General features: G+C 61.6%; 12 protein-coding genes. 3 read left to right on the top strand and 9 right to left on the bottom strand.

The genetic code is table 11. From position 1 onward, the window contains the following. Positions 1–49: 49 nt before the first annotated feature. Complete coding sequence (locus AB5Z09_RS09065) at positions 50–832, bottom strand: alpha/beta fold hydrolase (RefSeq protein ID WP_082034827.1); 783 nt, start codon at positions 830–832, stop codon at positions 50–52. A gap of 274 nt (positions 833–1106) precedes the next feature. Here AB5Z09_RS09065 and seqA point away from each other — a divergent pair, with 274 nt between their 5' ends. Further along, on the top strand, positions 1107–1616 hold the full coding sequence (gene seqA / locus AB5Z09_RS09060) for a replication initiation negative regulator SeqA (RefSeq protein ID WP_042657095.1): 510 nt from the start codon (positions 1107–1109) through the stop codon (positions 1614–1616). A 58-nt stretch (positions 1617–1674) separates the two neighbouring features. Then, positions 1675–3324, top strand: coding sequence for a phosphoglucomutase (alpha-D-glucose-1,6-bisphosphate-dependent) (gene pgm / locus AB5Z09_RS09055; RefSeq protein ID WP_042657096.1), 1650 nt, complete (start codon positions 1675–1677; stop codon positions 3322–3324). A 102-nt stretch (positions 3325–3426) separates the two neighbouring features. Here the strand turns inward: pgm and mltB are convergent, their stop codons facing one another. From mltB to tnpA, 8 genes are all read right to left on the bottom strand, one after another. Continuing rightward, on the bottom strand, positions 3427–4509 hold the full coding sequence (gene mltB / locus AB5Z09_RS09050; RefSeq protein ID WP_270657339.1) for a lytic murein transglycosylase B: 1083 nt from the start codon (positions 4507–4509) through the stop codon (positions 3427–3429). A 132-nt stretch (positions 4510–4641) separates the two neighbouring features. Beyond that, the gene (locus AB5Z09_RS09045; protein ID WP_042657097.1) at positions 4642–5256 is read right to left on the bottom strand and encodes a CDP-alcohol phosphatidyltransferase family protein; all 615 of its coding nucleotides are present in this window, start codon (positions 5254–5256) and stop codon (positions 4642–4644) included. Between the two features lie 14 nt (positions 5257–5270). Continuing rightward, a complete protein-coding gene (locus AB5Z09_RS09040) occupies positions 5271–5921 on the bottom strand; it encodes an ATP-binding cassette domain-containing protein (RefSeq protein WP_270657347.1) in 651 nt (216 codons plus the stop codon). A gap of 23 nt (positions 5922–5944) precedes the next feature. Next, positions 5945–7579, bottom strand: coding sequence for an ABC transporter permease (locus AB5Z09_RS09035; protein ID WP_270660482.1), 1635 nt, complete (start codon positions 7577–7579; stop codon positions 5945–5947). A gap of 74 nt (positions 7580–7653) precedes the next feature. Beyond that, complete coding sequence (locus AB5Z09_RS09030; RefSeq protein WP_232099215.1) at positions 7654–8877, bottom strand: ABC transporter substrate-binding protein; 1224 nt, start codon at positions 8875–8877, stop codon at positions 7654–7656. A 17-nt stretch (positions 8878–8894) separates the two neighbouring features. Next, positions 8895–11048: an FAD-dependent oxidoreductase gene (locus AB5Z09_RS09025; protein WP_270657342.1), complete on the bottom strand. Its 2154-nt coding sequence runs from the start codon at positions 11046–11048 to the stop codon at positions 8895–8897. Then, entirely contained in the window at positions 11048–11629 is a 582-nt protein-coding gene (locus AB5Z09_RS09020) for a carboxymuconolactone decarboxylase family protein (RefSeq protein ID WP_021231092.1), read from the bottom strand. Before AB5Z09_RS09020 ends, AB5Z09_RS09025 begins: the two co-directional genes overlap by 1 nt. Positions 11630–11728: 99 nt before the next feature. Beyond that, complete coding sequence (tnpA, locus tag AB5Z09_RS09015; RefSeq protein WP_064338318.1) at positions 11729–12145, bottom strand: IS200/IS605 family transposase; 417 nt, start codon at positions 12143–12145, stop codon at positions 11729–11731. 21 nt (positions 12146–12166) lie between these two features. Here tnpA and AB5Z09_RS09010 point away from each other — a divergent pair, with 21 nt between their 5' ends. Then, complete coding sequence (locus AB5Z09_RS09010) at positions 12167–13372, top strand: RNA-guided endonuclease TnpB family protein (protein ID WP_149153227.1); 1206 nt, start codon at positions 12167–12169, stop codon at positions 13370–13372. Positions 13373–13415: the final 43 nt, after the last annotated feature.

Below are 13415 nucleotides of genomic sequence, written 5' to 3'. Positions count from 1 at the left end.
CGCACACTCCTTATGACGGGCGCACTATATCACAAAGGATTTGAAACTGTTAACCGCCTGTCGACAGGAAATCCACAACCAATTTGTTGAACAGAGCCGGTTTTTCCGCATGCAGCCAGTGGCCGGTACCCGCGATGACACGCACCTTTGCCGCCGGGAATTGGGCCAGTGCCGCCTCGCTGTATTGCGGCTGCATATAGTCAGAATCCCCCCCCTTGATAAAGAGCACCGGCCCCTCGAAGCGGCGATCATCCTCTGGCCAGCCCATGATGTCGGCGTAGTTTTGCTCAAGCGCCGGCACATTGAAGCGCCAACCCCAGCCATGCTCGCCTCTGGCGAAGGATTTGAGCAGGAACTGGCGTACCCCGGCGATCTCGATATGTTCGGCCAACATGGCTTCCGCTTCGCTGCGGCTTTGCGGCGGCGTGTGCAGTGTGGCGTTGAGTCCGGCGAACACATTCTGGTGGCGGGAGTGGGGATAGGCGACCGGTGCCATATCGGCGACGACTAGACGGCTTACACGTGCTGGCGCCAGCTTGGCGACCTGCATCGCCACTTTGCCCCCCATCGAGTGGCCAATCAGGGTGGCGTCGGCAATATTCAGCCGATCCATCAGGGTCAGAATATCGGCCGCCTGCGCCGGATAGCTCATCTCGCTGCCATGAAAGGAGGCGCCGTGGTTACGCAGATCGACGCTGATAACCCGGTATTGCTCGCAGAGAGCACGGGCCAGCAGGCCGAGGTTATCGAGGCTGCCAAACAGGCCGTGGATCAGAATGACCGCCGGGCCCTGACCCTGCTCCTTGAAGTTCAATATGCTGTTTTGTTGCAAAATGACACCTTGTCGGTCGTGGGTGCGTATCGCTGTTTTATTTAACGCACTGGAAAGAAAAGGATTTCGTCCAACGGATAGGAAATTCATGTGGTTTTTTTTCTAAAAAATCCCGTCCGGATCGGCTATCAGTGCGGCTGATCACACACTTGGCCCGCTATTATGCCGTATTCTCGATGAGATTCATGTACATCTGCCAGCCCCTTGCTTGGGCTGTCGGGTTTGCCTATGTATAATCGCCGCATCCGAATTTCGACGAGTCCAGCGCATCCCTATGAAAACCATCGAGCTTGATGACGATCTCTACTTCTATATCGCCAGCCAGACCCGGCACATTGGTGAGAGTGCCTCCGATATCCTGCGCCGTCTGCTGGAACAGCCTGCTCACGAACGTGTGCCGGTTGCCGAGCCCGTTGCCGTCGTGCAGCCCAGTGCGGTAGCCACCCGGCAAGGGCTGCAAGCCCTGCTCGATTCCGGTGAGCTGCAAAAAGAAGAGAAGTCCATCAACCGCTTCATGCAGGTGCTCAGTACCCTCTACCGGGACGATCCGGTCGGGTTTACCCAGGCCACCGAAATCAAGGGACGCAAGCGCGTCTATTTCTCACGGGATCCCGAGGCTCTGCGTGCCAGTGGTAGCACCACCAAGCCCAAGCCGGTACCGGACACCCCGTTCTGGGTGATCACCAACACCAACACCAGCCGCAAGCAGAATATGGTGGCCCAGCTGATGGCCAGCATGGGCTATGGCGAAGAGGTGATCGCGCAGGTGTGTGGCGCCATTTAACGGTTTATCAAGACTCAGGCCTTGCCCGGCAAGGCCGCCATTACGCAAGGAAAACGCCATGGCTCAGCATTCCCACGCCGGTCAGCCGGCTCGTTTAAGCGACCTGACCAACATCCCCCGTCTGGTCAGTGCCTACTACCTCAACAAGCCGGACATGAGCCGCCCCGAGCAGCGGGTTGCCTTCGGTACCTCCGGCCACCGTGGCAGTGCCTTGCACAACGCCTTTACCGAATCCCATATTCTGGCGGTGACCCAAGCGCTGGTGGAATATCGCCGGCAGGCCGGTATCACTGGCCCGCTGTTTGTCGGCATGGATACCCATGCCCTGTCCGAATCCGCCTTTGCCAGCGCAGTCGAAGTGCTGGCGGCCAACGGCGTTGAAACTCGCATTCAAGCCGGTATGGGCTTTACCCCGACCCCGGTCATCTCTCACGCCATCCTGCGCCACAATGCAGGCAAACCGGCTGCGCGCGCTGACGGGGTGGTGATCACCCCGTCCCACAACCCGCCGGAAGATGGTGGCTTCAAGTACAACCCGCCTCACGGTGGCCCCGCCGAAGGAGAGATCACCAAGTGGGTGGAGGACCGTGCCAACGCCATTCTGGAAGCGGGTCTGGCCGGTGTGAAACGGATGCCGTTCGCCGAAGCGCTCAAGAGCCCGTTCGTGGTCGAGCACGACTATGTCACCCCTTATGTGGATGATCTGAAGAACGTGCTGGACATGGATGCCATCAAGAACGCTGGCATCAAGATCGGTGTCGATCCGCTGGGTGGCTCCGGCGTCGCCTATTGGGACGTTATCGCCAAGACCTATGGCCTGAATATCGAGGTGGTGAACTACAAGGTCGACCCGACCTTCTCCTTCATGACCCTGGATAAAGACGGCAAGATCCGGATGGACTGCTCCAGCCCGTTCGCCATGGCGAGCCTGATTGCCCTCAAAGACAAGTTCGACATCGCCCTTGGCAATGACCCTGACTATGACCGTCACGGCATCGTTACCAAGTCCGGCCTGATGAACCCGAACCACTATCTGGCGGTGGCAATCCAGTATCTGTTTACCCATCGCACCGGCTGGGCTGCCGATGCGGCTGTCGGCAAGACGCTGGTCTCCTCTTCGATGATCGACCGGGTTGCCGGCGAGATTGGCCGCACCCTGAAAGAGGTGCCGGTCGGCTTCAAGTGGTTCGTGGATGGCCTCTATAGCGGCGAGTTCGGCTTTGGCGGCGAAGAGAGCGCGGGCGCCTCCTTCCTGCGCAAAGACGGCACCGTCTGGACCACCGACAAGGATGGCTTCATTCTGGCGCTGCTGGCGGCCGAAATTCTGGCGGTTACCGGCAAGGATCCGCAGGCCCACTACGACGCACTGGAAACCAAGTTTGGCCGCTCCAGCTATCGCCGTATCGACGCCCCGGCCAACAGCGCCCAGAAAGCGGTGCTCTCCAAGCTGGATCCGGCACTGGTCGAAGCCTCTACCCTGGCCGGTGAGCCCATTATCGCCAAGCTGACCAAGGCGCCGGGCAACGATGCAGCCATCGGTGGCCTGAAGGTGGTGACCGAGAACGGCTGGTTCGCGGCGCGCCCCTCCGGCACCGAGTCCATCTACAAGATCTACATGGAGAGCTTCAAGGGCGAGGCGCACCTGGATCTGATCCAGCAAGAAGCCCAGCAGATCGTCTCTGCGGCGCTGGCCAAGGCAGGCGTCTAAATCAGGTAGTCATCCTTGAGCCCCTGATGGGGTTGAACGTTGGATATAAAAAAGGAGCCATAATGGCTCCTTTTTAATTGTCTGTTTTATACCAGCGAGTTGTCAGCGTGCCGCCTTCACCGCCAGACCCAGCTGCCACACCGCCATGGCGTAGTGGGTGCTGTGGTTGTAGCGGGTGATGGTGTAGAAGTTGGGCAGGCCGTACCAGTATTGGTAGCCGGTGCCCACATCGAGGCGCAGCAGGCTCGACTCGCTGTGATTGCCCAAGCTGCTGGTGGGGGTGAGCCCTGCGCGGCGCAGAGTGGCGACCGGGTAGCGGGTCTGGAAGCCATGCTCGTAGCCGGGCAGTTGGCCCTGACCGCGCACCGCCACCGGTTGCCCTTTCTCCCAGCCGTGGGCCTTGAAGTAGTTGGCAACGCTGCCGATGGCATCCACCGGATCCCACAAATTGGTGTGGCCGTTGCCGTCAAAGTCCACCGCATAGCGCTGGAAGCTGGAGGGCATGAACTGGCCATAGCCCATGGCCCCGGCGTAGGAGCCCTTGGGTTCTGCAGGATCCATCCCTTCATCGCGGGTCATCACCAGGAAGGCTTCCAGCTCGCTGGTGAAGAACTCGGCGCGGCGCGGATAATCAAACGCCAGGGTGGCCAGCGCATCCAGAATGCGGGTCTTGCCCATCACCCGGCCCCAGCGGGTCTCCACCCCGATAATGCCGACGATGATCTCCGGCGGTACCCCGTAGATCTGCTCCGCCCGGTTCAGCTCGCTTGCGTATTCACGCCAGAAGTTGACGCCGTTTTGCACGTTATCCGGGGTGATGAACTTGGCGCGATAGCGGTTCCAGGCGCCGGTCGGGCCGGTGGGCTTGGCGGTGGTCGGCGCCTGGGCATCCATCAGGCGGATGATCCAGTCGTAGCGCTCTGCCTGTGCCAGCAGCTGATGCAACTGGGCGTTGTCGAAGCCATGCTGCTCGACCATCTTCTGGACGAATCTGTCCACATTGGGGCGATTGGCGAAATCCCCCTTGCTAACCCCTTGTGTGTAAACGGGTTTGCTCGATGGCGCCTGATTGATAAAGGCACTGTTGGGTTGAGGCTTGACCACGGGCTTGGGGGCCGGGGCGCTGCTGCAGCCACCGAGCAGGGGGAATAACGACAGAGTGAGAAGAGAGGCAAGGCGACGCATAGGGTTCTCAAAGAGACTGACAAAAGTGTCGTCATGGTAAAACATTGTCATCCCCGTGCAAGTGTTCCGTGCGCCTCGTTGGCCACCAATTCATCGTGCGATAGATTAGCCCTTAGGTGAGGGCTGCACTGTTTAGCGCGGTGGGTGACGCAGGGTGTGGTAACCGCTCCAGAGCCGGGTCAGGGTGGTGATGGCGCAGAGCAGCGCAAAGCCGTAGGCGAGCGGGGCGAAGGCGGCGGGCCACAGACACATCAGCACAAAGAGAGCTATGGTCTCGCTCCCCTCGGTGAGGCCGCCCAGATAGTAGAGGGACTTGTGGTGGTAGACCGGATTGTCGATCCCCCGCTTGCCCGCCATGATGGCAAACGCCAGAAAGCTCGACCCTGTGCCCATAAAGGCAAACAGCAGGGTGGCGGCGGGCAGTGCATTGGCGGGGGCGGCGAGGGCAAAGCCTAGTACCACGGCGGCGTAGAAAATAAAGTCGAGCGTGATGTCGAGAAAGCCGCCGCAGTCGGTGATGCCGGTTTCCCGCGCCACTGCGCCATCGAGCCCGTCCAGCAAGCGGTTGAGCAGGATCGCCGCGAGCGCCCATTGATAGCAACCAAAGGCCAGCAGCGGCAGCGCCAGCATGCCAATAGCAAAGCCGGTGAGGCTCACCTGATTGGCGCTGATCCCGGCGCGGCAGAGCGGCTTGGCAAGCTGGCTGAGGGGGCTGCGGATCACGGGGATCAGGTGGCGGTCAAACAAGGTGAACTCCTCGGTCAAAAACAGGATTCGGTGAGGTGAAGTATGGTGCCCGGCGCGTCGTCTTCGTCGTGGGTTACCAGAATGGCGGGAATGGCCAGCGCTTTGATCTGCGCGAACACCAGCTGGCGAAAGGCGGCCCGCAGCGGCTTGTCGAGGCGGGAGAAGGGCTCGTCCAGCAGCAGGGCGTCGGGTTCCGCTAACAGCGCCCGCAGCAGGCTGACCCGCGCCCGCTGACCCCCCGATAGCAGTTGCGGCAGCTTGTCAGCCTGATCCGCCAGCGCGATCCGTGCCAATGCGGCCAGTGCCTTTTCCCGCCGCGCGCGTTTTCCCTTGATGGTCGCCGGCATGCCGAACATCAGGTTCTCCGCCACCGTCAGATGGTCAAACAGCAAGTCATTCTGAAACAGCATGCCGATGCGCCGCGCTTGCGCAGGCAAGGTGTTGAGTGGCCGCTCGCCGAGCCTTACCTCCCCCTCCAGCCGGATTGGGCCGCTCCCCGTCAGCGCGCTCGGCAGTACCCCGGCGAGCCCCGCCAGCAGGGAGCTTTTACCACAGCCGCTGGGCCCCATCAGGGTCAACACCTCGCCGGGTGCCACCTGCAGGGCGGGCAGCGAGAGCAACAGGCTTTCCTCCAGATAGAGCCGAAGAGGCGTGGTGCTCAGCACATGGCTATTTCCATCATGAGAGTTCATCGTGAGCCGCCCCCCTTGAGCGCCGGATTGATCCGCGCCGGCAGCCAGAGCGCCAGCAGATAGATAACGAGCGGCAGCAGCAGTTGCAGCAGGCCGTAGAGCCCCGCCAGCCGCCGGTTGAGGCCACTGCCGATGGCCACCGCTTCGGTGGTGATGGTGACCACTCTGCCTGCGCCAAACAGCAGGGTCGGCAGATACTGGGCCAGGCTTACCGCCGCCCCGACACCGAAGGCAAATAGCAGAGGGCGGGCCAGTAGCGGTGCTTTGACCTGCCACCAGGCTCGCCACGGTGTTGCTCCCAGCAGCAGGGCGCTTTGGGTGATCCGCGGATCGAACTGACGATAGGGGCCGTGCAGGCACAAATAGACATAGGGAAAGACAAACAGCAGCTGGCTCCAGAGCACCCAGCTCCAGCCAATGGCGCTGCTTATCGAGTCATGTGCAAGCCAGTCCAGCCCGAGCCGGATGCCAAACAGCAGGCTGGCCTGCGGCAGCAACAGCGGCAGGCAGACAAGCCAAAGTGGCCAGCGGCGGCGCCCGGCTTGCACCTCCAGACTACACACCGCCATCACCAGCGCCAGCAAGCCACTCGCCAGTGCCAACAGCGCACTGGTTGCCAGCAGCGGCAGCAGGGTTGGCAGCAGATCCAGCCAGTAGTGACCGCTCCACTGACTGGGCAAGAGGGCGGGAAAGGGCCAGCGGCGCGCCAGCGACCAGAGCAGCAGGGCCGCCAGCACCGCCAGATTGAGGGTGATCAGGGTGAATGAAAAGCATGCTGCGAGCCGGTTGGCAAAGGAGTGAGGCATCGCCCGTTTGCCATCGAGCCAGCAGCCTTTGCCCACTTCTTGATGAAACCACTCCAGTAATCTGAGCAGGGCGATCAGCAGCGCCGTGATGGCGAGCAGCAGCAGGGCGCCGCTGGCGGTGGCACCGCGCCAGAGCAGATCCGGGTCCTGATACCAGAGCCACAACCGCACCGCCAGCGGGGCGGGGGCATCGGGCCCGAGCAGCTGGGCGAGATCCACCACCGCCACACCATAGGCTGCCACCGCATAGATGGGCAGGTGCAGGGCGGGCCAGAGCGCTGGCAGCAGCAGGCGCCACCAGATCTGGGGGGGGCTGAAGCCGAGGCTCGCCCCCAGCCACTGCTGGCGCGCCAGCGGGATGGGTTGCTGCGCGGCCATCGCCATCAGCAGCAGAAAGGGGGTCTCTTTGAACACGAGCAGTGTAATCAGCCCGAGTCCTAGAGGGTCGCGAATAGTCTGCCAATCGGGGGGCAGTTCAAATCCGGTAAGGGCTGGCGAGACGAGCCGCAGCAGCCAGCCGGAGGGGGCGAGCAGAAAGGTAAAACCGATGCCAAAGGCGACGTGGGGCATGGCCAGCATCGGCGAGAGCAGGCGGCGGAGCAGGCCGAAAGCCCGGCTGTCGCTGTGGGCCAGCAGCAGGGCGGTCAACAGCAGGCTACCGAGGGTCGAGGCGGCGCCAATCCACAGGCTCAGCGCAGCGGAGTGCCACAGGCCAGGCTGGGCCAACAGCAAGGCAAGATGAGAGGCGGTCATCCCCTCCGCCAGCAGTTGCCATAGCCCCGCCAGCAGGGGAATGACGAAGATCACCAGATAAACAACGCCCATACCCATCCCGCGGTGGCGGATCAGCAACCTGCGCCATGGTCGGGAGCGGGCAAGCGGGTGACCAGCGGCACTCATCAGTGGCCGTAACGCCCGGCCCAGGCCGCTTCCAGTTTGAGCTGCCAGCTGGGATGGGGCTCTGACACTGATTTGAAGCGCAATGCCGGTTGCCCCTTTGTGGAGTCAGGCTGGGCATCGGCCCGCAGCACGCTGGGATCACCCCAGAATGCCGGATTGGCCTTGCGCGCCTGCGCTGCCGGGCTCAGCAGGAAGTTGGCCACCACCTTGGCCCCGGCGCGGGCACTGGCGTTGAAGGGGATAGCGAGAAAATGGCTGTTGGTGAGCGCCCCTTTCTCCATGGCAACCGCCTCCACACTGGGGGGCAGGGCGCCAATCTGGGCGGCGCTTTGCGCCTCCTGCGGGTTGAAGCTGATGGCCATGGCCAGTTCGCCATCATCGAGCAGTTGGCGGGTTTCGGCGGCGCTGGTGGGGAACAGCTTGCCCTTGCGCCAGAGTGCCGGATGCAGCTCATCGAGCCAGGCCCAGAGCGGGGCGGTGAGCTTGGTAAAGTCGCTCTCGGTCGCTTCCCGATAGAGGGGGGCGGGGTTTGGCGTCAACTCCAGCAAGATCTGCTTGAGAAAGCTGGAGCCATGGAACTGGGGCGGCTTGGGATAGGTGAAACGGCCGGGATGGGCCTTGGCCCACGCAAGCAGGGCTGCAGCCGAGGTGGGCGGGCTGGCGACCTCTTCGGTGTCGACCATCAGATTGAGCTGGCCGATGCCCCAGGGGGCTTCCAGCCCTTCCACCGGCAGGGTGAAGTCCTCACTCACCGGCAGGCTGCTGTCTACCAGCGCCATGTTGGGCAGCTCAGTGGTAAAGGGCGCGCCAAGCAGCCCCTGCTCCTTGAGCGCCTTGAAGTTCTCACCGTTGACCCACAGCAGGTCGATGGGGCCGCCAGCTTGCTTACCCGCCTGCTTGTTGGCCAGCAGCTGGCTGACGCTCTGGGCGATGTCATCTACCTTCACCTGCACCAGCTTGACCTGATAGTCGCGCGCCAGCTCCTGCCCGGCCCACACCAGATAGGCGTTGATCTCCGGGCTGCCGCCCCAGGCGTTGAAGTAGACGGTCTGCCCTTTCGCCTCCTCAAGGGTCTGTTGCCAGCCGTCGTCTGGATTGGCCGCCAACAGCGGGCCACTGGCCAGCAGTGGCAGGGCGCACAGCAGGGCGTTGAGCCGCTGTTTAAGCCGAGAGTTCTGGCGTGATCTGAGGTGTGAGCCGAGCAGTGAGAATGGCTTGAGCATAAACGTTTCCCTGATTGTCAGGCGCCACGGCGCCAGCGGTGATAACGGGCCAGCAACGCCAGCACCCGGGTGGGCTGGTGGGCCCGTTTCCATTCACCTGCCACGTATTTGTTTCCCTCCATCAGGGTGGGATAGGCGTGAATGGTGCCGAGGATCTTGCCAAGGCCGAGGCGGTGACGCATGGCGAGCACGAACTCGGCAATCCGCTCACCGGCGTGAGTGCCCACTATGGTGGCGCCAAGGATAGTATCCTTGCCCGGCACGGTCAGCACCTCGACAAAACCGTGGCGCTCACCATCGGCAATGGCGCGATCCAGCTCGGCCAGCTCGAAGCGGGTCGCCTCGAAGGGAATCCCCTGCGCCTCTGCCTCCTTGCGATTGAGGCCGACCCGGGCAATCTCCGGAGTGGTGTAGGTGGCCGCCGGAATGACCCGATAGTCGGCCCGAAAGCGCTTGAACTGGCCAAATAGGGCATTGACCGCCGCATACCAGGCCTGATGGGCGGCGAAGTGGGTGAACTGGTAAGGGCCCGCTACGTCTCCCACTGCCAGTATGCTGGGGAAGTTGGTGGCAAGAAAGCCATCGACCGCTATGGTGCCGCGGGGGGCAAACTCGACTCCCAACGCTTCGAGCCCGAAGCCGCTCACATTGGCGACCCGACCCAGTGCCAGCAGCAGTTGATCCCCTTCAATCACCTGCGTCTCATCGCCCCGGCGCAGTTGCAGCCGGATGGGCAGATCCCCCTCGGCTGCGGGCAGGTAGTCGGCTCGCTCGGCGCGCCAGCCGGTGAGTAGCCGCACGCCATCGCGGCTCATCTGCCCGGCCAGCGCGTCGGCCACTTCCCTATCTTCGCGGGGCAGCAGCTGCTCCGAGAGCTCCACCAAGGTCACGGGAATGCCGAGCTGGGCGAAGCTTTGGGCCAGCTCGCAGCCGATGGGGCCGCCGCCCAGCACCAGCAGGCGGCGCGGCGGGGTGCGCAGTTGCCAGAGGCTATCCGAGGTGAGGTAAGGCACCTGATCCAGCCCCGGCAGCTTGGGCACCAGCGGCCGGGCGCCGGTGGCAATAACGATATGGCGGCTGGCAAGGCGCTGGCCATTCACTTCCACCTCCCAGGGGGAGACCAGCCGCGCCTCCCCTTCGATGCACTCCACCCCAAGCCCCTGATAGCGCTTGATGGAATCGTGGGGCTCGACCGCCTTGATAACCTCAGCCACCCGCTCCATCACAGCGGCAAAATCGGCGCGGGAGTGGCTTGGGCTAAAGCCCAGCTCGTCGGCCTTGCGCTGCTCTGCGGCAAAGCGGGCGCAGCGGATCAATGCCTTGGAGGGGACGCAGCCGCTGTTGAGGCAATCGCCCCCCATCTTGTGTTTCTCGATGAGCGCCACCTTGGCCTTCACCGCTGCGGCGATATAGCTGGTGACCAGTCCACCGGCCCCGGCACCTATCACCAGCAGGTTGTAGTCATAGCGAGCGGGTTTGCGGTAGGTGGCGAGCAGGCGCCGCTGGGCGAGGTGTGCGGTCAATTTCTTGACCAGCCAGGGCATCAGCCCCAGCAGGGTCAGCGCCATCATCAGGCCGGGAGAGAGGATATTGCCGGTGCTGGTTAACTGGCCAAGCTCGCTGCCCGCCAGCACATAGACGAAGGTGCCGGGCAGCATGCCAAGCTGGCTCACCCAGTAGTAGGTGCTGACTCTGATGGGGGTGAGCCCCATCAGCAGATTGACCAGAAAGAAGGGGAATACGGGGATGAGGCGCAGGCTGAGCAGATAGAAGGCACCCTCCTTCGCCATGCCGGAGTGAAAGGTGGTCAGCTTGTCACCAAAGCGGGCCGTGACCCAGTCGCGCAGCAGAAAGCGGGCGCTGAGAAAGGCCAGGGTCGCGCCGATGGAGCTGGCAAAGGAGACCAGCAGCAGCCCCCAGGCGACGCCGAACACCGCGCTGCCACCCAGGGTGAGCAGGCTGGCACCGGGCAGGGAGAGGGCTGTGCTCAGCACATAGATAAGCACGAACAGCAGGCTGGCCGAGACAAAGTGGCTGTCGACCCATTGCGCCAGTGCCGCCTGCTGGGCCTGCAAGGCGCCCAGAGTGAGGTAACGGCCAAGATCGAGGGTAAAAAAGGTGCCGATGAGGCCCCCCATCACCAGCGCAAGCAGCAGGCGGGTCCGGTTCATCAGGCGTCCTTGCTGTCTGGCTGGGCGGGGCGTTCCGGTTGCACCGGTAGTTGGCAGAAGCCCTGCGGCGCGATATCGAGGGCGGCGTTGAACTTGGCCGACATGTTCTGGAAGGCGATAAGGCCGGTCAGCTCAACCATGGCGTCGTCGTCGAACCAGGGCTTGAGGCGGGCCGCCTGTTCATCGCTAACCCCATCCAGCCCGGTCATCGCTTCGGTGTAGTCGAGCACTGCTTTCTCCCGTTCATCGAACAGCGGGCTTTCGCGCCAGTTGGCCAGCGCCTCCACCTTCTCGCTGGAGCCGGCTCTCTTTACCAGGGTCATGGCATTGATGTCGACGCAAAAACGACACCAGTTGAGCTGGGAGACCCGCACCGTCACCAGCGAGCGCAGCACGGGGTCGATGGGGGATCGCTTGCGGTTGATGACCCCGTAGAGGGTAGCGACGGCGGCAAACAGGCGCGGCGAGCGGCCCCAGCATTTGCCCGGAATAAGCACCTGACCATAGTTGCGCTTTTGCAGCCAGAAAAAGGGGCGGATAAACCAGGCATATTCCCGGTCGGGTTTGACCTCAACGCGCATCAGTTACCTTCTTGTTGTTTCACACTTACCCAAAAGCACCGTAAAGCCCCGTCATTCATGGCGGGGATATAAGGTGTGAATGGCGTAGCCGTTCCATGGTTAATGAGGTGTTTGCTGTTGCTCGATGTACTGCCGGATGATCTCTATCGGAGCGCCGCCACAACTCGATGCAAAGTAAGATGGCGACCACAACATGCCCTTGTAGTAGAACTTGGCGGCGATGTCTGGCCGCTCTTTTCGCAGCACCCGACTGGATGCCCCTTTTAGGCTGTTCACCAGCGCCGATACTGCCACTTTTGGCGGGTAATTCACCAGCAGGTGAACATGATCAACCTCTCCATCCATCTCTTTTAGCTCTGCCTCAAAGTCAGCGCAGATCTTGGAGAACAGCTCTCTAAGGCGGTCGATGGCGGCATTGTCGAATACTCTTCTGCGATATTTCGTCACAAAGACCAAATGAACATGCATAGAGAAAACGCAGTGTCTGCCAGTTCTAATGTCATTGATTTTGCTCATAGACCAAAGTATATTATAGCCATGCAACGACTTCAAGCCTTCAAATATGAACTTCGGCCAGACGGCCAGCAACAGCTGCGAATGCGCCGCTTCGCTGGTTCATGCCGTTTCGTGTTCAACAAGGCGCTGGCGTTGCAGCAGGAGCGCTTTGAACAGGGCGAGAAGAAGCTCGGCTATGCGGAGCTGTGTAAACAGCTCACCCAATGGAAGTCGGAAGACTCAACCGCTTGGCTTGCCGAAACGCCCTCCCAACCCTTGCAGCAAACGCTAAAAGATCTGGAGCGAGCCTACACTAACTTCTTCGCCAAACGCGCCGATTTCCCTCGCTTCAAAAAGAAGGGTTTATCCGATAGCTTCCGCTATCCGCAAGGTTTCAAGCTCGATCAGGCCAATAGCCGTCTGTTCCTGCCTAAGTTGGGTTGGCTACGCTACCGCAACAGTCGGGATGTGCTCGGGGTGATCAAGAACATCACCGTGAGCCAATCAAGCGGTAAGTGGTATGCCGCTATCCAGACCGAGCGAGAGGTTGATGTGCCCGTTCATCAAGGCACAGCTGTTGGCCTCGATATGGGGATTAAACGCTTTGTCACCCTGTCAGATGGCAGCCACAAAGACCCACTTAACAGCTTCAAGGCTCACGAAAAAGCCTTGCGCAAAGCGCAGCAGGCGATGAGCCGCAAAGTCATATTCAGCCGCAATTGGAAGAAAGCGAAAGCCCGTATTCAGCGCATCCAGACTCATATCGGCAGTGCCCGCCGCGACTACTTGCATAAGATCTCGACCGCCATCAGCAAAAACCACGCGCTGGTATGTGTCGAAGATTTGCAGGTGCGAAATATGTCCAAGTCAGCGGCGGGCACAACTGACACGCCTGGGCGCAACGTGCGAGCCAAGTCGGGCCTGAATAAGGCTATTTTAGATCAAGGCTGGGGCGAGTTTCGGCGTCAGCTCGACTACAAGCTGGCTTGGAATGGCGGGCATTTGATAGCGGTGCCGCCGAAGAACACCAGCCGAACGTGCCCATGTTGCGGGCATATCTCGGCTGATAATCGTCAAACACAAGCTACGTTCGAATGTGTGGAGTGTGATTTTAAAGAAAACGCCGATCTAGTCGGCGCGATCAATGTGTTAAGGGCGGGACACGCCCAGTTAGCCTGTGAAGTGAGTGGTGCAATAAGGCCGCCAGCAGCAGGAACCCACCGAAGCGAATTAAGCGTAATCGCCTAACCGCAGTAGGAATCCCCGTCCTTTAGGGCGGGGAGGATGTCAA

Source organism: Aeromonas sp. R2-2 (assembly GCF_040908355.1).
GTDB classification, from domain to species: Bacteria; Pseudomonadota; Gammaproteobacteria; order Enterobacterales; family Aeromonadaceae; genus Aeromonas; species Aeromonas veronii.
The sequence above is the reverse complement of the archived record's forward strand: the minus strand, read 5'-3'. Positions and strand labels throughout refer to the sequence as shown.

Bases quoted from the DNA above. Each gene is read 5' to 3' on its own strand.
- AB5Z09_RS09025 (WP_270657342.1), bottom strand. From the start codon at position 11,048: ATGAACCGGACCCGCCTGCTGCTTGCGCTGGTGATGGGGGGCCTCATC.
- pgm (WP_042657096.1), top strand. From the start codon at position 1,675: ATGGCTCAGCATTCCCACGCCGGTCAGCCGGCTCGTTTAAGCGACCTG.
- AB5Z09_RS09020 (WP_021231092.1), bottom strand. From the start codon at position 11,629: ATGCGCGTTGAGGTCAAACCCGACCGGGAATATGCCTGGTTTATCCGC.
- tnpA (WP_064338318.1), bottom strand. From the start codon at position 12,145: ATGAGCAAAATCAATGACATTAGAACTGGCAGACACTGCGTTTTCTCT.
- seqA (WP_042657095.1), top strand. From the start codon at position 1,107: ATGAAAACCATCGAGCTTGATGACGATCTCTACTTCTATATCGCCAGC.
- AB5Z09_RS09010 (WP_149153227.1), top strand. From the start codon at position 12,167: ATGCAACGACTTCAAGCCTTCAAATATGAACTTCGGCCAGACGGCCAG.
- mltB (WP_270657339.1), bottom strand. From the start codon at position 4,509: ATGCGTCGCCTTGCCTCTCTTCTCACTCTGTCGTTATTCCCCCTGCTC.
- AB5Z09_RS09030 (WP_232099215.1), bottom strand. From the start codon at position 8,877: ATGCTCAAGCCATTCTCACTGCTCGGCTCACACCTCAGATCACGCCAG.
- AB5Z09_RS09035 (WP_270660482.1), bottom strand. From the start codon at position 7,579: ATGGGCGTTGTTTATCTGGTGATCTTCGTCATTCCCCTGCTGGCGGGG.